16 protein-coding genes are annotated in these 21,494 nt (G+C 38.2%); 13 read left to right on the top strand and 3 right to left on the bottom strand.

Annotated features, from left to right (window positions below; genetic code table 11):
- Positions 1-325 precede the first annotated feature (325 nt).
- Together pbp4 and IW492_RS04330 are read left to right on the top strand one after the other, a co-directional pair.
- Positions 326-2,356, top strand: coding sequence for a penicillin-binding protein PBP4(5) (gene pbp4, locus IW492_RS04325; RefSeq protein WP_202065725.1), 2,031 nt, complete (start codon positions 326-328; stop codon positions 2,354-2,356).
- A 783-nt stretch (positions 2,357-3,139) separates the two neighbouring features.
- On the top strand, positions 3,140-3,679 hold the full coding sequence (locus IW492_RS04330) for a DUF1697 domain-containing protein (protein ID WP_202065727.1): 540 nt from the start codon (positions 3,140-3,142) through the stop codon (positions 3,677-3,679).
- Between the two features lie 1,002 nt (positions 3,680-4,681).
- Here the strand turns inward: IW492_RS04330 and IW492_RS04335 are convergent.
- On the bottom strand, positions 4,682-5,473 hold the full coding sequence (locus IW492_RS04335; RefSeq protein WP_202065729.1) for a YdcF family protein: 792 nt from the start codon (positions 5,471-5,473) through the stop codon (positions 4,682-4,684).
- A 558-nt stretch (positions 5,474-6,031) separates the two neighbouring features.
- Positions 6,032-6,328 carry a hypothetical protein gene (locus tag IW492_RS04340; RefSeq protein ID WP_202065731.1) on the bottom strand — a complete coding sequence of 99 codons (297 nt, stop codon included), beginning with the start codon at positions 6,326-6,328 and terminating at the stop codon, positions 6,032-6,034.
- 128 nt (positions 6,329-6,456) lie between these two features.
- On the opposite strand from IW492_RS04340, the gene IW492_RS04345 reads away from it, so the two are divergent.
- From IW492_RS04345 to IW492_RS04360, 4 genes are all read left to right on the top strand, one after another.
- Entirely contained in the window at positions 6,457-6,897 is a 441-nt protein-coding gene (locus tag IW492_RS04345; RefSeq protein WP_202065734.1) for a universal stress protein, read from the top strand.
- Positions 6,898-7,416: 519 nt separating this feature from the next.
- Entirely contained in the window at positions 7,417-8,259 is an 843-nt protein-coding gene (gene licT / locus IW492_RS04350; protein ID WP_202066198.1) for a BglG family transcription antiterminator LicT, read from the top strand.
- A 134-nt stretch (positions 8,260-8,393) separates the two neighbouring features.
- Positions 8,394-10,280, top strand: coding sequence for a beta-glucoside-specific PTS transporter subunit IIABC (locus IW492_RS04355; RefSeq protein WP_202065736.1), 1,887 nt, complete (start codon positions 8,394-8,396; stop codon positions 10,278-10,280).
- A 21-nt stretch (positions 10,281-10,301) separates the two neighbouring features.
- Positions 10,302-11,750 (top strand): glycoside hydrolase family 1 protein, encoded by a 1,449-nt coding sequence (locus IW492_RS04360; protein WP_202065737.1) that lies wholly within the window; start codon positions 10,302-10,304, stop codon positions 11,748-11,750.
- A 160-nt stretch (positions 11,751-11,910) separates the two neighbouring features.
- On the opposite strand, the gene IW492_RS04365 is transcribed toward IW492_RS04360, so the two are convergent.
- The gene (locus tag IW492_RS04365; protein WP_236671782.1) at positions 11,911-12,228 is read right to left on the bottom strand and encodes a hypothetical protein; all 318 of its coding nucleotides are present in this window, start codon (positions 12,226-12,228) and stop codon (positions 11,911-11,913) included.
- Between the two features lie 443 nt (positions 12,229-12,671).
- Here IW492_RS04365 and IW492_RS04370 point away from each other — a divergent pair, with 443 nt between their 5' ends.
- The 7 genes from IW492_RS04370 (at position 12,672) to fucO (ending at position 20,341) form a co-directional block, all read left to right on the top strand.
- Positions 12,672-13,145: a PTS sugar transporter subunit IIA gene (locus IW492_RS04370; RefSeq protein ID WP_202065741.1), complete on the top strand. Its 474-nt coding sequence runs from the start codon at positions 12,672-12,674 to the stop codon at positions 13,143-13,145.
- Positions 13,146-13,157: 12 nt separating this feature from the next.
- Positions 13,158-13,997, top strand: coding sequence for a rhamnulose-1-phosphate aldolase (rhaD, locus tag IW492_RS04375; protein ID WP_202065743.1), 840 nt, complete (start codon positions 13,158-13,160; stop codon positions 13,995-13,997).
- A gap of 87 nt (positions 13,998-14,084) precedes the next feature.
- Positions 14,085-14,378 carry a PTS sugar transporter subunit IIB gene (locus IW492_RS04380; RefSeq protein WP_202065745.1) on the top strand — a complete coding sequence of 98 codons (294 nt, stop codon included), beginning with the start codon at positions 14,085-14,087 and terminating at the stop codon, positions 14,376-14,378.
- Positions 14,379-14,393: 15 nt separating this feature from the next.
- On the top strand, positions 14,394-15,815 hold the full coding sequence (locus tag IW492_RS04385; RefSeq protein ID WP_202065747.1) for a PTS galactitol transporter subunit IIC: 1,422 nt from the start codon (positions 14,394-14,396) through the stop codon (positions 15,813-15,815).
- On the top strand, positions 15,815-16,861 hold the full coding sequence (locus tag IW492_RS04390) for a 2-hydroxyacid dehydrogenase (RefSeq protein WP_202065749.1): 1,047 nt from the start codon (positions 15,815-15,817) through the stop codon (positions 16,859-16,861). The genes IW492_RS04385 and IW492_RS04390 overlap by 1 nt, the downstream gene beginning before the upstream one ends.
- A gap of 207 nt (positions 16,862-17,068) precedes the next feature.
- The gene (locus IW492_RS04395) at positions 17,069-19,177 is read left to right on the top strand and encodes a BglG family transcription antiterminator (RefSeq protein WP_202065751.1); all 2,109 of its coding nucleotides are present in this window, start codon (positions 17,069-17,071) and stop codon (positions 19,175-19,177) included.
- Between the two features lie 12 nt (positions 19,178-19,189).
- On the top strand, positions 19,190-20,341 hold the full coding sequence (gene fucO / locus IW492_RS04400) for a lactaldehyde reductase (protein WP_202065753.1): 1,152 nt from the start codon (positions 19,190-19,192) through the stop codon (positions 20,339-20,341).
- The last annotated feature ends 1,153 nt before the right edge of the window (positions 20,342-21,494 follow it).

The raw sequence follows: 21,494 nt of genomic DNA on the forward strand, positions 1-21,494 counted from the left end.
TGATATGATTTCAGAGAGGTTTTTTTGTTTTGAAATGTATAAAAACAGGAAACTGAAAGAGTCAGGAGGCTGATTTGAATGTCTCACTGGTGAATATGGCAGGTATTGTCAGCTACGCCAATTACTTGTACAAAATGAGTTTTATAGTTTGAAAGAAGGAGTTATTTAAGAATAGAAAAACTGGATAAATAATAAGATTTAAATATATGATAACTTTTGCAGTAAAAGCTGTTCTTGCATACAATAAGATTGTAAGATTAAAATATAGGACAAGTAATGATGGATTAATTTTTTTATTAACTGAAGGATGAAAAGGAGACTTGGTATGGCAGGAAATGGGAAAATGAAGGTATTTATTGGCATTGCAGCAATGGTAGTGGTTGCTGGCTCAGTTGGCGGTTATTTTGTATATAAAAATCAGCAGGAGAAAAAGAAAGTTGACAGTATTGTTGATAAATACTCCGACACACTGGCAAAGCAGGATTTTTCTGCGTATAATGCATTGTTTTCAGAAGAATCATTTAAGGACAATTCAACTTCTAAAGAGGAAGTAATTCAGCGATATGAAAATATCTTTTCAGGTATTGGCACCAATAAAATAAATGTTGAAAGCCTATCTGCCTCAAAAGAAGATGATGGAAACTATTTGATTACGTATACTTTAAAACTGGAAACATCTTTTGGAGAAATCTCTACAGAAAAGTATGATGTTGAACTGATAAAAAAAGATGATGAGTATACATTTAACTGGAAACCTTCTTTAATCTTCCCGGAAATGGATGAGGAGGATACAGTCAAAGTAGAGAGTGACGATGTTGAGCGTGGTGAAATACTAGACAGAAATGGAAAGAAAATTGCAGAAAATTATGACTATCAGCAATTGGGCATAATTCCCGGACAGCTGGGAGAAGGAGAGCAGAGGGAACAAAATATACAGACAATCAGCGAAAAGTTTGGCGTTTCCATTGAGATTATAAATGAAAAACTGGCTCAGTCTTGGGTGAAGGATGACTGGGTTGTTCCTATTAAAACACTGGAAAATGCGATTAGTACTGCCGAGATGGGTGAGTTGCCTTCCGGCGCAAGTATTGGCAGCACAAATCAAAGACACTATCCATATGGAGAAGCAACGGCTCATTTATTAGGCTATGTTGGTAAAGTTAGTGCAGAAGATATTGAGAAAAATCCGGTGCTGTCTGAAGAAGACTATATTGGAAAATCTGGATTGGAAGCAGCCTTTGACGAGCAATTGAGGGGGAAATCCGGTGCTGTTATAAAGATTGTTGACAAGGACGGGAAAGAAAAGAAAACTCTTTTGTCTGTCGAAAAAATAGATCCTGCTGATATTACCTTGACAATAGACAGCGAAGCACAAAAAATTGCTTATGATTCACTAGGCGGAAAGCCTGCCACTGCGGTTATTTCAAACCCTGAAACTGGAGAACTGCTGGTTGCAGCTGGGGCACCTTCCTACAATCCGAATAAAATAGTGTTAGGCATTTCGGAAGAGGAGTATAAGGGGTATGCGGATGATACGAACCTGCCGTTCATGGCTCGTTTTTCCAATCGTTATGCACCAGGTTCAACGTTTAAAACAATCACAGCAGCTATAGGCTTGGACTCTGGAAATATTAATACAACAGAAGAGCGAACTATCGAAGGCTTGAAGTGGCAAAAAGATGCCAGCTGGGGCGGATTTTGGACAACACGGGTAAAGGATACGCCGGTTGTGGATCTGAAAAAAGCATTGGTCTATTCGGATAATATTTTCTTTGCGCAGAAGAGTCTGGAAATGGGAGAAGATGTTTTTCGCGGCGGACTAAACAAATTCATTTTTGGAGAAGAATTGGATCTTCCAATCTATGTTGAGCCTGCGAGTATTTCAAATGAAGAGACCTTTAATTCTGAAATCCTTTTAGCTGATACAGCTTATGGACAAGGAGAATTAATGATTTCTCCGATTTCTCAATTAACCATGTATAGTGTATTTATGAACAACGGTACACTTGTTTATCCGCAAATAGTAAAGGATCAGGAAGTGAAAACGAAGCAGGAAGTGGTTAGTGCGAATGCTGCCAATATTGTACTGAATGATTTGATTGACAGTGTTGCTTCACCGGAGGGCTATGTCTACAGCTTGTATAATCCCGATTTTACGTTGGCTGCGAAAACAGGTACAGCCGAAATAAAGGATAAGCAGGATACAGATGGAACAGAGAACAGCTTTTTGCTGTTTTTCGATGTGAACAACCGCAATTTTATGGGGCTGATAATGTCTGAGAATTCTGGTGAAAATGGAACGGCAACGGAAAAATCCGGTGCTATTGTTCAATATCTGGAAGAGCATTACAAATAGGAAAAGAGAAATGCACGTATAAGAAAATCCTCTGATTTTAGTTGAAAGTTAATAGATAAAAGCAATTACCCGTCATTTTGATCGTAAGAACCCTTGAATATTCAGGGGTTTTTCTTTTGGTCTTTTCAGCATATAGCTTGGTACATCTAGGGCAGTTAGAAAAATTATTTTTTCTCATTATTTAATTTTCATGAAATACTATTTTTACAGTTTTTAAAACAATGAATTTCTGTTGACCAAACAGCGGACGTGAAAATAATCAGAAAAAGGGAGCTGCCATGTGGACAAAAAGTTCGTTGTTTTTATTATCCGAACAGGCATATTATTGAAATAGGTGAAGATATGAGGACAATGCTTAAGGAGGAAATAGCAGAAGAACAGGATTTGGTAAGGATGTTTATGTTGCTGGAAGCGATTGAATATTTTCTGAGTTTTTAGCCTGTTTACTGGTATAATAAAACAGTGTAAAAAACATGTAGATACTAAAAAATCGTTAAACTAAATTGACTAAATTTTCATGCAGTTATACTAGAGCGTGTCTGAAAAGGTAGTGGAAGTTGAATGTTTCAGTGATTTCTGTTGAAATCAAGGAAGAAAACACAGCATATGTGGTTCATAAGCAAGTATTTATGACGAGGAGTTCGATAAAAATCATCAAACTATTCACCGCTGGAGTTTTCAGACACATAAGCTGCTAAAAGATTATTTCATAAGCAGATAGCACTATCGTTATTTTGCTAATTGGATTGCCAGACCAGAATAGATGAAGGGGATGTGTAGCTTTTGAAGAAATATATTGCACTTTTACGTGGGATAAATGTGGGAGGAAAAAATAGAATATCGATGCCTGTTTTAAGAACTGTATTTGAAGAGCTTGGTTTTTCAGATGTTGTTACCTATATTAACAGTGGAAATGTTGTTTTTTCCAGTGTTATTCAAGATGAAGTTGAGCTGATAAAAAAATGTGAAGAAGTAATTCTTGAAAGATTTAAGTTAACTATACCTGTTGCTGTTATATCAGCAGATGATCTGGCTGAAGCAATGGAAAATGCGCCGGAGTGGTGGAATACAGACAAAGAATCAGTGCATTATACTATTTTTGTTCTTTCGCCAATTCGTGTCGAAGAGATTTATGCAGGTGCAGGCGAAGTGAACCCAGAATTTGAGCAGGTGGGGCATCATGGCAATGTCATTTTCTGGTCGGCTCCCTTGAAAACTTATTCCAAAGCGAAGTGGTCAAAAATTGCCAGATCTTCTGTAAACAGTCATGTCACTATCAGAAATGCCAATACAGTGAATAAATTACTGTTGATGACACAATAAAAGTATTTAGTTAAAATAAGGATCAATTTAGAAAAATTACTGTTCCCCTTTATTTCATAAAGTACAACATATTCTTAAAATATGCAGAGTCCGGGCTGTTACTTTCCTGGACTTTTTTAATTAGAATGTAAAAACGATGAAAGGAATAGTAGAGTAGTAAATCTCCATTACTAATTAAAATAAGAAGGTTAGTAATTTTATTGCATTATATTTGTACTTATGGAAAATTAAATATAATAAAATGAACATATTGGTTTTATGAAAACTTTGGAATGTATTATAGGCTTTGGATTATTATAGCAGCACTTGTTCCTGTGACTGTTCATGCATATGGAGTTGACTACAGATCATTGGAAGATAAGATCCGTTTTACGGAGCTGGGGAGCTTCTGCCTATTCTCTTGTTCAAAAATATGACTGAATTGGAAACTATCTATTTAGACTTGAGAAATCGCAGCAGTCGGGATGAAGTAGATACTGATTTGAGGTCAATACATGATATTTCTGTATTAAATGGACTGGAAAATTTATCCTATATATTAAAGAAACCGCAGCGCAGAAACTCTCTATTCAAAAGAAGGATGAGTCAGTATCAACTAGTGAATACAAAGGAGAGTTTACTTATCGGGTAATGACGGTTATATCAATGGTCAGGAAAAGATAAGTTGATAATAATAATTTTTATGTGATGTGATATGTTCATATTAAGAAAAGGAACATAGCTTTAACAGCCTGAAAAACTGATAACGATTTATAAAGAACAAGGGTTCTTTATCGATTTTTAGATGGATTTGTCCGGCAAACTCAAATAAGAAAATGTGATAGCTTTATCCCAAAAATAAAGAAAACCTTCCGATGAGAATGAGTGGCAAACATAACACAGTTTATACGATAGATAAGAAACAGAAATTGTGAAAATTTGGACAGCTTCATTTCAAAATAACAGGTTTAAATAAGTGACTACGTTTCGATCTAAATAGAATGTTGTTATATTATTTTCCTTTTATTGAGAAGCAAATTTAGGATTTGCCTTTCGGATTAATTCTGGATAGTGTGTGCTTACTTCGTCGAACGCATGCATAACATTAACAGGAATATCAATATGAGTCAAAAAGTTTCGCCCCTTTGGACCATATCCATGCTCATCATCCCGTATCCTCGGAATTTCTCCCAATAATAAAGAAATATAGCGTTTGATTTCCCACATTCCTTTGATATCTTCCCGATATGCTAAACCATTATTTCTCAGAATGATTTCAGCATGGTAAGCCGGGTAGTTAATAACTGTCACATCTTTTGAAACATGTTTTTTTAAAGTTAAATCCATTCGCAGCTGCATGGCAACATCCTGTATAATCAGAATGCTTTTTGCAGGTATTTGTTCCCTGTGTATTAAATCCAACAGATAAGTCACATTATTTCCGCAATTGGTAGATTTTGTTTCAAGATAATCAGGAGCTAATCTGTATTCTGCAGATAAGATAGCAGAAAATAATTCAGCTTCAGATTCAATACCTGTTGAAATACCAGGAAAAGCATTCTCTGCTTTTGTGAATAAGGTTTCTGAAGTATGTCCATAGCCGCCAACAATAATATATTGTTGTGCAATCTGATTTTGAATAGCATCAGCCATAACCTCGACACCAGCCAGAATACTTCCGCCAAAAAGAACCATTACATCTACTTTTTTAATGCCGTAAGTATCGTTTAATGCTTCTTTCGTCAAATGCTCAATATCCTGTTTTCCACAAAATGTTCCTAAACAATTGATAGACTGATCGATCGAATGTGTCATTGGACTATCTCCGTTTTCAATAAAATTGTAAGAGGCTTCATGCAAAATTGTAACAAGGATTCAGCAAGGGAGTCAATGAGTAAATTATGAGTCTATGGAGAGAAAGCAATTACTATGAAGATATGCTAATGGATTCCCTTGTATTTCTGCATGCCCCTTCTTTGAGGGAGCTGAAAGTAAAGAAGATTCTCGGACAAGAGATAAAGTGCTGGGCGGAGAAGGGATCACTATTTGGGAAACTTGATGGAAGCTATGGGGATAAAGAGCTAAGTCGCTTGGAATCCTATATTTTGCAAATATACTAAAGGCTGCTATTATGCATTTATGGTTTCCTATTCTATAATTTCCTCAAAATTATTTAGGAGACTTAAGGCGGCTCTTTTATGAGTGGTCTTTTTTTAATATGGTGCTATTTCTTGGGTATTAGCTATTTCTGGAACTATTCTTTAACATATGGAAGAAAAATAGCCGGCAGGGAAGTTTAATACATTGAGCAAGTAATAAGGATTGTTGATTAAGAATAGAAACTAAGACACAACCCGGATTTATTGAATGGTATCAATTCAAGTATTTTTCCAAGCGTTCAATCATATCTTTTTGAGCAATGAATGAACGCAGGTAAGGGAGAGAAACCTCATTAGGAAGAATAAACCAAGAAGAATGATAGCCATTAGTGGTTGTTGGAAACCCTTTATCTTCTTCATTATCACCATCATATCTAATGGCGAATGCGTCTTTTCCGTTCCATTTTACTTTAGCAACAGAGTATCCTTTATTCGTTTGGGTCCCGTCTTCAATCAATGCAATAAGCTCTAGTTTTTCTTTTGGGCTGACTACTTTGTTCGGTGAAACCATGATAAACCCTCCATTCATTTTCTTATATCTATTATACTCAAAAAGAATAATTATTTCGAGAAGAAGCATGCTGCTTTATTCGCCCAATTGAATGATTCATAGTATACTAAAAGCAGGAGGGGATTATGATGGCTGACAAGTATACGAATATCTTGGTTGCAGTTGATGATTCTGAGCAAGCAAACAAAGCATTTAAAGAAGCCGTTGCAATTGCTAAACGAAATGACGCAGTTCTTTGTATTTTAAGTACATTTGCTATTCCTACTTATGATTCATTAGGTCTCTCTATACAAAGTATAATTGATATGGCAGAAAAAGAAACAGAGCAGCTTGTCCAGGAAAAAACAGAGCAGGCAAAGAATTCAGGCCTGAAGAATGTCATTTATCGAGTAATACAAGGGCATCCCAAACATATCATTGTAAAAATGATAAAAAGTGAGGGGTATGATTTAGTTGTTATGGGCTCTTCTGGAAAGGGAGCTGTTGAGCGAACGCTGCTTGGCTCCAACACGTCATTTGTAGTTAATCATGCTCCTTGTGATGTATTGGTCGTAAAGGATAAAAGCTAAGCGGATTGATTGAGTATTTTTAAAGAGTGTGGTATAAAATAGGTGTAAGGGATTTAAAACTCCCACCATAAGCTGGTCCAATGAATACAGAAATGTTGCAAGCGGAAGAAAACTTATGGGGTGCGTACGATGTAGGCTGCGTACAACTTGCAAAGCTATTGCGGAAGCGATAAAAGGAGCGTGGGGGATGAACAGATTCCTTACAAGGTACAAGGGGCTAACAATAGGTGAAGGCTGAATGAGTAGACATAGGAACCTCAGTTTCAGCAGTGCGAAAGCAAACACCATTGTTAGTCCTATTTATTTGGCTCTAGCTCAAAGAGTGCGGTTAACCATTAAATTTAGGTAAATTCAAAAAATATTCCTGCTTGTCATTTTAAGTAATCCGTGGTATTCTGATATCGATAAAGGATTGTTACTGTTAGGCAGGCAAAACCAGAATGAACTTATTTACTGTATGCAGTAAGATAGTGGGTGAATTCTAGGTTTTTTTATTTTTGGAAAAGGACTTTCATTATGATTATTATTGATAAAATTTTGAATAACAATGTAGTGATGGCGCTTAACAGTTCGGGAGAAGAAACAGTTTATATGGGCAGAGGCCTTGCTTTCAGCAAAAAAGTTGGAGATGAAATTTTTCCGGAATTTATTGAAAAAGAATTTATTCTGAAAGACACAGCACTTTCCAGTCAGCTTGAACAGCTGTTTTCCGATATTCCCTCTGAAGAGGTCGAAGTAGTAAAAAAGATTGTTGATTTGGCTGAAGAAGAACTGCAAATGGAACTATCTTCAAATATCTACCTGACTTTAACAGATCATATTCACTATGCAATCGCGAGGGCCAAAGAGGAGATTGTTCTTTCCAATCCTCTAAAATACGAGACCCGTAAATTTTATCCCAGAGAATTTAATATTGCCCGCCAGGGAATTAAGATGGTTAACGAGCAGTTTGATGTGTCGTTTTCAGATGACGAGGCGGGATTTATTGCTTTTCATATTGTCAATAGCGAACAGGGAAACAATACAATGGAAGTTACGATGACGGCAACAGAAATTGTTAGTAACGTTTTAACGATTATTCAACGGTATTTTGGTACCCTGTTTGATGAAGATGCTCTGAACTATCAGCGTATGGTTACGCACTTGCAGTTTTTCAGTCAGCGTTATTTAAAAGATGAACTGAATGGTGATGACGACGAATTTTTGTATGAGCTGATTCAGTCAAAGTATCCTAAAGCATTTCAAGCAGTGCAGCGGATCAATCAGTTTTTAGAAACCGAGTACAACAAGCCGATTGGAAAATCGGAACAAACCTATCTGACCATCCATATTCAGAGATTGGTTGGAGAAAAAAATGAATAATCCTCAATCATCGGATTGTTACTGGTAATGCAGGCTAAACCCGGATTGAAAAAATATGCTAGTACAGAATTTCTTGTGCTGCCGTTTTTTCAATTTGGGTTTTTCTTATTATAAAAAAAGAAAGAGGGATAGTAATGAGTAAAAATCAGGAAATTGCAGCTCGTATTCTGACACTGGTTGGCGGAGAGAAAAATGTAATTAGTGTAGTTCACTGTGCAACACGTTTGCGTTTTAAGCTGAAAAATGAGACTGATGCAAAAACAGACATATTAAAAAACGATCCGGAGGTTATTCAAGTTGTTCAAAGCGGTGGTCAGTATCAAGTGGTTATCGGCAGCCATGTAAGTGATGTGTACAAAGAATTAATGGCTCAAAGCAGCTTGGGAAATGAAGGAACAAAGAATTCTGATACCAAAGGCGATGGAAATATTTTTAACCATTTAATTGATGTTATTTCATCCATTTTCACACCATTCCTTGGTGCGATGGCTGGGGCAGGGGTATTGAAAGGGTTTCTGACCCTTGCAGCAACAATGGGCTGGATGGCTGCTGACTCAGGTGACTATCTGGTTCTATACGCAGTAGCAGATGGATTGTTCACTTATCTGCCGATCCTCTTGGCATTTACAGCTGCCAAGAAATTTAACACAAACCAGTTCCTAGCTGTCTGTCTAGCAATGGCACTTGTCCATCCAAGCATTAATGCTTTGGCTGGAACGGAATTAAGCTTTTTCGGTATTCCGGTTATTTTAGGTGCAAGTGGTTATACATCCTCAGTTATTCCTATTATTCTAGCAGTATTTGTTATGCAGTATGTAGAACACTTCTTTAAAAAAGTTATTCCTAATGCATTGCAGATTATCTGTGTTCCATTAGCAGTCTTTTTAGTAATGACACCATTAACTTTCATCGCTATTGGACCTATTGGAAGTATTGCAGGTGATCTGCTTGGCGGAGCGTACAATTCTATTTATAATTTAAGTCCGATTCTGGCTGGTGCTGTAATGGGTGGCTTCTGGCAAGTGTTTGTTATGTTCGGTATGCACTGGGGCTTCGTTCCGATTATGATGCTGAACCTGTCTGAAGCAGGCGGCGGTATGGATACACTAATGCCGATGCTTTTACCGGCAGTTATGGCGCAGGGTGGTGCAGCACTGGCTGTTTTCCTGAAATCTAAGAATGTAAAGCTGAAAGGATTGTCTCTTTCTTCTGCAGTGACATCTATTTTTGGTATTACTGAACCCGCTGTTTATGGTGTTACACTGCCATTGAAAAAACCTTTTATTGCAGCATGTATTGGTGGTGCAGCTGGCGGAGCCTTTGTTGCATTCAGCGGAACAAAGAACTATGCATTTGGATTGGTGAGTCTGTTCAGTTTACCGGGCTTCATTACTCCGGGAACCTCTGATACTTCAGGTATTGTTTCAGCAGTAATTGGTACTGGAATTGCAGTAGTCATAGCGTTTATTTTAACCTTGGTTTTAGGATTTAAAGATGAACCAAATGAAGGAAAAGTTTTATCAGATGGATCGGATAAAATAATTTCCAATGATATAGAAAAAGGACAAAAAATTATTTTGACAAGTCCTGTCAGTGGGGATATTATTCCGCTTTCTGAAGTGAAGGATAATGTGTTTTCTTCAGGAGCCATGGGTAAAGGTCTGGCCATTCGTCCGAATGATGGTGCAGTTTATGCACCTGTTGACGGAGAGATTACCACTATTTTCCCAACAGGTCATGCAATCGGTATTACTTCTAAAGACGGAATTGAAATTCTGATTCATATCGGTATGAATACTGTTGAGTTAAATGGAGAAGGCTTTGAAGCGTTTGTGAAAAATGGCGATAAAATTTCCAAAGGAGATCTTTTAGTGAAATTTGATGTTGCGTTAATTACAGATAAAGGATACTCTGTTGAGACTCCAGTAGTAATTACCAATAGCAATAACTTTTTAGATGTACTGGATTTATCTCAAGAGAATGTTTTACATGGGGAAGATTTTCTTGTAATAGTAAAATAATAATTTGGAGGATAAATGAATATGAAAAAATTTACAGGTTTTCCCGAAGGATTTTTGTGGGGCGGTGCAACAGCTGCCAATCAGCTGGAAGGCGGTTATCGTGAAGATGGTAAAGGACTTTCTGTTGCAGATGCAATGCCTGGCGGTAAAGCTCGTTTTGCAGTACTTGGAAGTGAAGACTTTGACTGGTCGATAGATGAGGATAAGTATGTTTACCCGAACCATCGTGGGATTGATCATTACTACCGTTATAAAGAAGATATCAAACTGTTTGCTGAAATGGGCTTCAAGTGTTACCGTTTTTCAATTGCATGGGCACGTATCTTTCCACAAGGCGATGAACGCGAGCCTAATGAAGCGGGTCTTGTTTTCTACGAATCAATGATTGACGAATGTTTGAAATATGGTATTGAACCTGTAATTACCATTTCTCATTATGAAATGCCGTTGAACTTGGCTGTTGCTTATGGCGGCTGGAAAAATCGTCAACTGATTGATTTCTTTGAACACTATGCGAAAACAGTTTTAACTCGTTTCCATAAAAAAGTAAAATACTGGATGACTTTTAATGAAATAAATTCAGCGTTTCATTTTCCGGTTCTCAGTCAGGGACTGGTGAAAAAGACTGGTGCAGGAGATAAACAGAATTTATTCCAGGCATGGCATAACCAGTTTGTTGCAAGCAGTAAGGCGGTTAAAATCGGACATGAGCTTGACCCTGAACTTCAAATCGGCTGTATGATTATTTACGCGACAACGTACAGCCTGGATGCAAATCCAATCAATCAGATGGCTACACTGGAACAGAATCAGGAATTTAATTTCTTCTGTACAGATGTACAGGTTCGCGGAGAATATCCTGCGTATACCGGCCGTATCTTTAAAAAATATGGAGTAGATGCTGAGAAAATGGATATTACAGAAGCAGATTTGGATTTGCTGAAAAAATATCCAGTTGACTATATTGGCTTCAGCTATTATATGTCAGCAGCGGTGACCATCACCGAAAAGAGTGAGGAAGTAGCTGGAAATCTGCTTGGCGGAGTGAAGAATCCATTTCTTGAAGCAAGTGACTGGGGCTGGCAAATTGATCCGGAAGGGTTGCGCATTGCCTTGAATGAATTGTATGATCGTTATCAAAAACCGTTGTTTATTGTTGAAAATGGACTGGGTGCTATTGATAAGGTTGATGAAAACTTCTATGTGGAAGACGACTATCGTATCGATTACCTGCGTCAGCACATTCAGGCGATGGAAAAAGCGATTGAAGATGGTGTTGATTTAATGGGTTATACACCTTGGGGCTGTATTGATCTGGTCAGTGCTTCCACTGGAGAAATGAGTAAACGCTACGGCTTTATCTATGTTGATCTGGATGATAATGGAGAAGGCACGATGAATCGCTGCAAGAAAAAATCCTTTAATTGGTATAAACAGGTCATTGAGACAAATGGGGAAAATTTAGATTAATAATACTTTAAGCAGCCGTCTCAGCGAGAGTTGAGGCGGTGTTTTTGTATGGAGAAATGTGGGTTGCCTTTTGAATGTTGGTCTGAATAAAAGAACTAAAATATATCTAAACAGCATCAAATCTCCATGAAAATGAGTGTAAAAAAATAAAATCTGGTAGTTACCAAATTTTAGTGACTTTACCGAATATATTCTTATTTTTAACCCAGCCGTTGATAAAGCCGTGATTGTTGGCAATCTGATATTCAACCTGACTGTTCCTGGTTCTGATTGCAGCAATCAAATGTGTATAGTAATTTCCTTTGACTTTGCAGAAGACGATATCATTTACCCGTAATACAGTTTCTTCCGTTACCGGTATCAGGGTGACTGGCTGATTCGATTTAAGAATTGGCAACATCGAATTTCCTGCTTCTTTATATTTTTCAACAGTTTTTCCTTGTTGAAGCAATGAAGCAAAATAACTTGCTTTTGACACTAAAAATCCCTCCTTTTCCATTAAGTATAGCAAAAGAGCTAAGCGGAAACAATATGAGAAAATATTTGACGTTCCCCATTTTTCATTAAGAACCCTATTATATCAGTAGTTACAGAAGCTGGTTTCTAAACAAAGGAAACACGCCTCGAAATACTGTAGTTCAATAATTTTTTGTATTAGTTTCAAAAATTTGAAGTAAATTCAAGGAGAAAATCAAGTGTCACATTGAAACTTTGGCAGAATACTCCCAGCGGAAGAAAGGTATCTGCTGATTGAGGGGGTACTATTTTCATAGCTGCTAAAATAATATTTCCCAGAGAAAAAAGTTCGGATGGTCCAAAAGATAATCAGTTAAAAAATAAAAATTGTGATGAAAGCGGTCACAAATGCAGCATACTATTTTATATAATGTGGCTATAACTAAAGGAAGGAGGGGCAAAGGTATGACAATCGATCATTATTTTAGTGAAGAATTGGCAGATATTATTGAAGAAAGCAACAATCAGGAGGAATTTTTTTCGTATATTTTCCAAAAACTGAAGCATAAAGGATATGTGGAGGATAGTTTTTATGAGGCAGTCACGGAACGGGAAAAGGATTATCCGACAGGCTTAAAGACACCTTTTTTGAGTGTGGCTATTCCGCATACAGATCCAACGCACATAAAAAAACCGTTCGTATTTATAACCAAGCTTTATCAGCCTATTTCTTTTGGACAGATGGGATCTGTTGATGAGAAAGTAGAAGCTCATTATGTGTTTGTCCTTGGATTTGAAAAAGGTGAAGAACAGCTGGTTCTTTTACAAAATTTAATGGCGATGTTTTCTGATGAGAGAACAATGACCCGATTATCTGAGAATATATCGGAACATGAAATGTATTCAATTGTAAACCAATACTACATTAATAAAGAATAGGAGATTTTATCTATGACAAAGATTCACAATATTTATGAAGCGCCCTTTATCAAAGAAATGTGTGAAGCAACAAGGAACCTTTGGAATAATGGTTGGGCGGAAAGAAACGGAGGAAATATCAGTTACCGTTTGGATGAATCAGAGGTTGGCTTCTACTTGGATACAGATCGGATTTTGAGTGAAGTGGAACTCGGCTTTGAAATTCCGGAGCTTGCAAATATGATATTTCTGGTTTCCGGCTCAGGGAAATATTTTAAAAATGTGTGGCAAAATCCTGCAGATAATCTGGTTATTTTGAAAATTGATGCAGCAGGAAAGAAGTACCAGGTTTTATGGGGACTGGAAACAGGCGGAGTACCAACCAGTGAGCTTGCATCTCACTTGAAATGTCATGCAGTCAGACTGAAACAGGATGCAGAGCATCGGGTAATCCTTCATACTCACTCCATAGCCATTTCAGCGATGACCTTTGTTCATGAACTGGACGAAGATAAGTTTACGAAGACTTTATGGGAAATGATTACAGAATGTCTGGTCGTATTTCCGGACGGTGTTGCTGTTTTGCCATGGATGGTGGCGGGAACAGTAGAGCTGGGGGAAGCCTCCGCTGAAAAAATGCATTATTCACGAATCGTTGTTTGGCCGCATCATGGAATCATGGGTGCAGGTCAAACAATGGATGACGCATTTGGATTGGTGGAAACTGCTGAAAAAGCTGCAGATATTTACATGCGTGCTGTACAGGTGCCAACTGGAATCATCCAGAAAATCACTGATCAGCAGCTGTGGGATTTAGCTGATCGTTTTGGTGTGGCTCCCAAAGAAGGAATTTTAGCACCAAGAGAACAATAATAGATGGGTTGGTCAATTCCCATCTCTTACTGCAGAGTTATTGAGTGAGTATAAACAACAATTATTTTAAAAGACAGGAGAATAGTGATGAAAAGAATTAATGTAATCTCAGTATGCGGCTCCGGGACTGTAACAAGTTCTATGGTAGCTGGAAAAGTAAAGGATTTTTTGGAGGATAACGGGTATAAAGCAAAGACTGTTGAGGTGAATCCAGGCGGAGTGGAAAATGAGCTGGCTTCCGGACAATGGGACATAATTGTTCATACGAGTCCATTAAAGGGGACTTATAGTATCCCGACGATTAATTCAGTAGGACTATTGACAGGAATGGAAGAAGAGGAATTTTATGAAGAGCTGCTTGAAACGGTAAAATCACTGTAAAAGGGGGAGGAAATTGTGTTAGAAATTCTATCAAGTATTATGGATGCATTTGGAGCGGCAATTGTCGTTCCAGTCATTATTTTCTTTATTGCGCTGATTATGAAAGTTAAGCCTAAAAAGGCATTTACTGCAGCACTGAATGCAGGGATTGGACTTACTGGTTTTAACATGATAATCGGAGCCTATTCACCGATAGTCACTCCAGTTGTTCAGAGAATGGTTGAAGAAACAGGCGTAAATCTGCGTATTTTAGATACAGGATGGCAGGCAACGAGCGTGGTTGCGTATTCTACCCAAGTAGGAATGATCTTTTTGGGTCTGGGGCTTGTGCTGCAGCTGGTTCTCTTTGTTTTGAAATACACTAATATCTTCATGCCTTCAGATCTCTGGAATAATTTTTCATTTATGTTGTGGGGATCTATGCTCTATATTGCAACGGGTAATTTATGGCTGTCAATTGGCTTGATGGTTCTCTCGAACTTGTACAGTCTGGTATTCTCTGAAATGGTTGCTAAAAGATGGTCAACCTATTATGGCTATCCAAAATGTACAATGACTGCGCCTCATCATATATGCTCTGTTCCACTGGCTATAGGAATGGATTGGATTTTGACAAAATTGGGTGCCAATAAAGTACAGTGGAATCCGGAAAAAATTCAGGATAAGCTGGGCTTCCTCGGTGAGCCTACCTCACTTGGATTTATGTTGGGGCTGATTTTGGGCTTTGCAGGTAATTTCATGCGTTTGAACACGATGGAAGGCTGGGGAGAGATTGTGACAGTGGGAATAGCGACGGCAGCGATTATGGCCATTTTCCCGAAAATTGCAGGAATTTTTGCTTCTGCCTTTACGACGATTACGGATGCTTCAAAACGGACTGCAAAATCCGGTGGGAAAGACCGTGTTTGGTACTTGGCAATTAATGATGCGGCTGGGTATGGTGAAACAGCTACTTTGCTCACCGGTATGCTTTTGATGCCGATTATTTTAGTCCTTGCGATCATTTTGCCGGGCAATGAAACCTTGCCGATGGTAGATTTGATAGCAATTCCCTATATGATAGAATTGATTATCTGTATTTCAAACGGAAATATTTTTAAATCTCTGATTTCAGGCACTATTTGGTGTGTCGGCGGCTTGTACATGATTACAGCAGTAGCTCCTACTTTCACAAAGGTTGCTTTGGATGTTGGGGTGAATTTACCGGAGGGTGCGCTGCTTATCTGTAGTTTTGCAGTGATGACCAATCATATTATGGGCGGTTTATTCCTGATATTTATGACACAGAATCCTCTTTGGATTGGGCTTTCTGTAATTGTTTACATTGTAATGTATCTTTTTGTGCGGACGAAAAGAGAAGTCATTCATGATTATCTTGAAAGACAGGCTGAATTAGAAGAAAATGTACAAATGGCATTGGAGCAGGAGGCGGTATAATGGTAAAAGTAGTCGTAGTCGGTGATCGGCTGGTCAGCAGTGAAACATTAAAAGAAGCTGCACTGCAGTTGACTATTGGAGCAGAAATTGAAGTTATGGAATTTAACTGGCACGCTGATTTGACAAAAGATCAGTTTCAGGAAAAAATTCTTCAGATAGAAAAAGGCGGACCGGAAGCTGTGCAAGTACCGGAAGGGATTGTTGAGGCGATGGCGGATGCAGACTATCTGCTTGTCCATATTGCGCCGGTTTCAAAAGAGATGCTGGCGAATGCATCGCAGCTAAAAATGATTGGAACCTGTCGAGGCGGCTTGGAGCATGTAGCTGTGGATAGTGTAAAAGAAAAAAATATCCCGCTGATTCATGTCATTAGGAATGCTGAGCCGGTAGCAGATTTTACAGTTGGACTGATTTATGCTGAAACACGAAATATCGCCAGAGGTCATCGGGATGCAATGACAGGAAAGTGGACAAAGGCTTTTCCAAATGATCCATACAAAACAACGATTGATCAGTTGAAAGTCGGCTTGATCGGTTTAGGCTATATTGGAAAACTGGTTGTAAAAAGATTAAATGCGTTAGGTGTAGAAGTCATGGCATATGATCCGTTTGTTGATCCGGAAAGAATAAAAAAAGAAGGTCTGTCTGTAGAATTTAAAGAGCTGGAAGAGGTTTTTTCGGAAGCTGACGTTCTGTCGCTGCATATGCGAGTGACACCTGAAACAACGAATATGGTCAGCGATCATTTGATTTCACTGATGAAGCCCAGTGCCTATTTAATAAATACAGCCAGAGCCGCCGTACTGGACAAAAACGCATTAATAACAGCCCTGAAAGAAAAAAGAATTGCAGGTGCTGCGCTTGACGTAATTTGGAAAGAACCCATTGAGATGGACGATCCTTTATTACAGCTGAATAATGTGACTCTCACCCCACATATTGCAGGCGACACCATTGATGCGATTCCAAAATCTCCTTATTTGTTAAGAGATGTCATTAATGCGTATTTAAAAAACGGCATAAGTGATATGCTGATTAAATTATAACTAAGAATCATCAAAAAGAAAAGATTTCTTCAGTTGTATTCAGACTATAAAATATATAAAGTTTCTATTCAAAGAAATAAATATACAACTTTTTCCAAAGTGTTGAGAATTTGGTTAGCTGAACGCTGACTCGGTATGTTTTCAGAAGCTGGGTCAGCAGTTCTAAAAATTGAACGTGAATGCTGATAATGAAAAGGAGATGTTCTTATGGATTCAATGATGAAGCGAATAATTGAAATGATTTTGAATACACCCGGTGTCGCTTCACAGTATCTGAAGGATGAACTGCACGTCAACAAAAGTCAGCTGGATTATCGAATCAAAAAGATTAATGACTGTCTGGAAGAAATGGGCTTTCAAAAAGTAGAAAAAAGAAACCATCGCTACTTTCTTTCTGTCAGTGCTGCACAGCGCCGACAGCTTTTAACCTCAGGTTCATCATTGATCCATCTTCAAGGGCATGAACGCCAAATCTATATTATTCTATTGGTTATTCTGTATAAAAACTTAACTTTGGGGATGCTGGCAGAAAAATTAAGTGTCAGCCGTAATACCATTCTGTCAGATATTAAAACAGTCGAACCTTTCTTGGCAGCCCGACAATTGGGGATTCGTTCAAAGAGGGCAAAAGGCTATTTTCTGACCGGTGAAGAAATTGCTGTTCGTAAATTATGGCTGTATTTGGTGAAAGAAGAAATTGAAAAGGACTTTGAGCTGAAGTTTTTTTATGAGCTCCTCTCGATTGACAGAGAAAAACTTCACAGAATTGATCAAAGAATCAGTTTAATGGAAAAAGAACTTCAGCTGTACTTTTCAGAAGTAAAGATTTCCTATTTGAGAATGATTGTTTATTTATCTCTTGTTCGTTTTTCGAATAAGGAAGAAGTAGCAGCCCGAGATATTGCCGGCTATGGCGATTTGTTAAACCAGGAAATTTTTCATGTGGTTGAACAACATTTCAGCAGTCTATACTCAGAAAGCTCAGTACAGCCGTATGACCAGGAACTTAGGTTTATCATCATGCATGTTCTAAGTATTAATATCGTCAAGCGAACTTCTTTTAAACAAAGCCCTGAACTGTTAAAGGCGATAAAACACAGTATTAATTATTTTGAAAAATCCAGTATTACATTTTTTGAAAACAAGCAGGAGTTGTGCGACGTGCTTTATCAGCATATCATTCCTGCCAGCTATCGTATTCGCTTTGGAGTGCCGGATGAAGGAGATCTATCCCAGTCTATCAGACAAGAGTACAGAGAATTTTATTTTATTGTGAAGAAGGCAGTATGCCCTGTTGAACGGATATTGGGGATTGAGTTTGTGGAGGAGGAATTGTCGTATATTCTGATTATTTTTCTCAGTTTTTTAAAAGGAGAAAAGATAACCGAAGAAAAGCAAAAAACTGCAGTAGTTGTTTGTATGCACGGTGTTTCTGTTTCCCGACTGCTTTTGGAAAATTTAAAGGAGCTGCTGCCCGATATTCTTTTCAAGCGCTATATGTCTTTGCGTGAATTTTATGAATTGAATCCCCAAGTGGATATTGTTTTTTCAACAGTTGGTGTGGACACGGATATTCCTACATTTTTTATTAAACATTTCCTGACTGACCATGAAAAAAGAACTCTTAAAAGAAAAGTAGAAGGGACTATATTTAGCCGTTATTCCTATAGTGAAGGAATAGATTCTTTGAACCTTGATGGGCTGCTGCAGGTTATTGAAAAGTATGCAGATATTCGTGCAAAAGGACAATTAAAGCAGGAGCTTGAACAATTTTTGTTGCCGGATAATGACAATGAGGAAATCACAGGAAGTCTGGTTTTTAAAGACGACTATTCTTTACTGGAACTGCTGCCAAGACAAAATATTCAAATTTATGACAAAGCGTTGAATTTTAACGAAGCCATTCGTTTAAGCGCAAAACCGCTGCTGCAGAATGGTTCAATTGAAACCGGCTATGTTGAAAAAATTCTTGAAGGCTATAATCCTGAGTATCCCTATTTTGTGATTGCGCCTGAAGTAGCCATTCCGCATGATGGACCTGAAAATGGAGTAAACAAGTTGGGGATGTCATTTCTTCGGGTCAGAGAACCCATCCCTTTTTCAAAAGAACTTTCAGTACGAATCATTGTGATGATTGCACCAAAAGATAAGAAAACACATTTGAATGCAGTGACGACATTATATAATCTTGTGAATAATGAAGCATTCCGTTCAGCACTTTTGACTGCTCCTTATGAACAGGATATTTACGATTTGTTCTTTAATGAACTGACTGAAAATAATAAAGGACAGACAAAACAGAAAATATATGAATAGAGGAGGAATTTTATGGTTAATCGAATGATTTTAAACGAAACATCCTATTTTGGTAAAGGAGCAATTGAGGAAGTTCCGGCAGAATTTAAAAAACGGAATTTTAAGAAAGCAATCGTGATTACCGACAAGGAGCTGATTCAATTTGGTGTAGCGACAAAAGTTACAGATTTACTGGACAAGGCGGGAATAAACTATACCGTTCATGATGGCATCGTTCCGAATCCGACGATCCAGAATGTGAAGGACGGGGTGATGGCTGTTAAAGAAGCGGGAGCTGACTGTATTATCGCTATCGGCGGCGGGTCGCCGATTGATACAGCCAAAGCCATTGGAATTATCGTGACAAATCCTGAGTTTGCAGATGTCCGAAGTCTGGAAGGTGTTGCAGATACGAAGCAGCCCTGTCTGCCGATTCTGGCGGTGCCGACCACTTCAGGCACTGCAGCAGAGGTAACGATCAACTATGTTATTACTGATGAAGAAAATCAGCGCAAGTTTGTCTGCGTAGATCCGCACGACATTCCTATTGCGGCATTTGTGGACAGTGATATGATGATGGGGATGCCGAAGAGTCTGGCTGCGGCAACCGGCATGGATGCCATGACCCATGCAATTGAAGGCTTTATTACCAAGGGCGCATGGGAAATGACGGATATGCTGCACCTGAAAGCAATTGAGATTATTGGTCGATCATTGAGAGCTTCCGTAAATGGTGATGAAACCGGAAGAGAAGCATTGGCACTGGGGCAATATATTGCGGGAATGGGCTTTTCCAATGTCGGATTGGGACTGGTTCATGGAATGGCGCATCCGTTGAGCGCTTGGTATAATATTCCGCACGGCGTTGCCTGTGCTTCATTACTGCCGACCGTCATGAAGTACAACAAAGCATTTACCGGCGAAAAATACCGTGAAATCGCTGAGGCTTTAAAAATTGAGGGCGCAGAAACGATGATGATTGAAGAGGCAAGGGATGCCGCCTGTGAAGCAATTGATCGTTTAAGCCGGGATGTAGGCATTCCGGCGACCATCTCAGAGCTGGGTGTGAAGGCCGAAGACCTGCAGAAGATTGCCGAGGATGCATTTAAGGATGTCTGCACACCAGGCAATCCAAGAGATACCTCAGTAGGAGAAATCATTGGACTGTATCAGAGTTTAATGTAGAGACTTGAAGCGATAAGTAGTACGAAGTGCTAGGTGAAGGTTATAAATTTTTTCAAAGGGATAATCTGACTGATATTGAAAAATATCTTCCCTTTGAATTTTCTATTTTGAAGGTTACATACAAATGTCTTTGTGTTACAAAAGAATTAGAAATAATAAAATGGAAAAAGACCCGTGAAGGTTTGCCTCTTCTCTGAATAGTTAGCTTCTGACTAAACGATCAAGAGGATATTCAACCATATTTCGTTTTTTTTTCTACATTTCGGGTAAATAAAAGATCCCTGTTAGACGTTGCCAACAATTAACAAGGACCAAATAAAATTTTTTTTCTACCTCCATTCTAGGGCGTGTCTGAAAAGTTAGTGGCATTCGAATTTTTCAGTGATTATTGTTGAAATCAAAGAAGAAAACACAGCTTATGTGGTTCATAAGCGAGTATTTATGACGAGGAGTTCGATAAAAATCATCAAACTATTCGCTGCTTGAGTTTTCAGACACACCCTAGTACGGGTAATGTTTTTTACACTTTTTACTGTGCACAGTTTCGTTAAAAAGAACTGACTGTAAAGTCAGTTCCAAATTTTTTATGATCGATGTGAGACTCTGGCATATGCCATCTTACTTTTTCGGGTTAGGGAAATAGCGGTAATTGCTGCGATAGAAATCAGGGAGCCTGCTGTCAATATTTTTTTCATGTATATCATCCTTTCTTTCTAGTAAGAGCTGCCTTTTTAGGCTGGTAACATATATCTATGATTAACCCTACAAAGGATAGGGAAATGTGGACGGCAGGATTCGAACCTACACCTCTGGAAATTGAGCACAAACATCTGTTAAGCCTCAGGAGAGTAAAAACACCACGTTCATCCACAGAATAATTATTTTAGTTGTAAGTAATTTTTATTTGATGTGTATGGAGAGACAAGGCTCTCCATAACAATTAAAAATTGGGGTTTTGCTTCTGACTCTCTTTATAAATTCTGAAGATAAAACCCAAAAAAGAAAATCCAATTCCTTGAAACAGCCCCTTTCTTATTAACTGAATTCATCATACTCATTTAAAGTGAAATGGAGCATAAAAAAATTGGAAGAATCTGCTTTGAATCGTGAAAGTTCTGTGAACTCTTTTAAAAAAGAGTTAAAAGGGTTATTT

Origin of the sequence: Enterococcus sp. BWB1-3 (genome assembly GCF_016745275.1) — a bacterium.
GTDB lineage: Bacteria > Bacillota > Bacilli > Lactobacillales > Enterococcaceae > Enterococcus_L.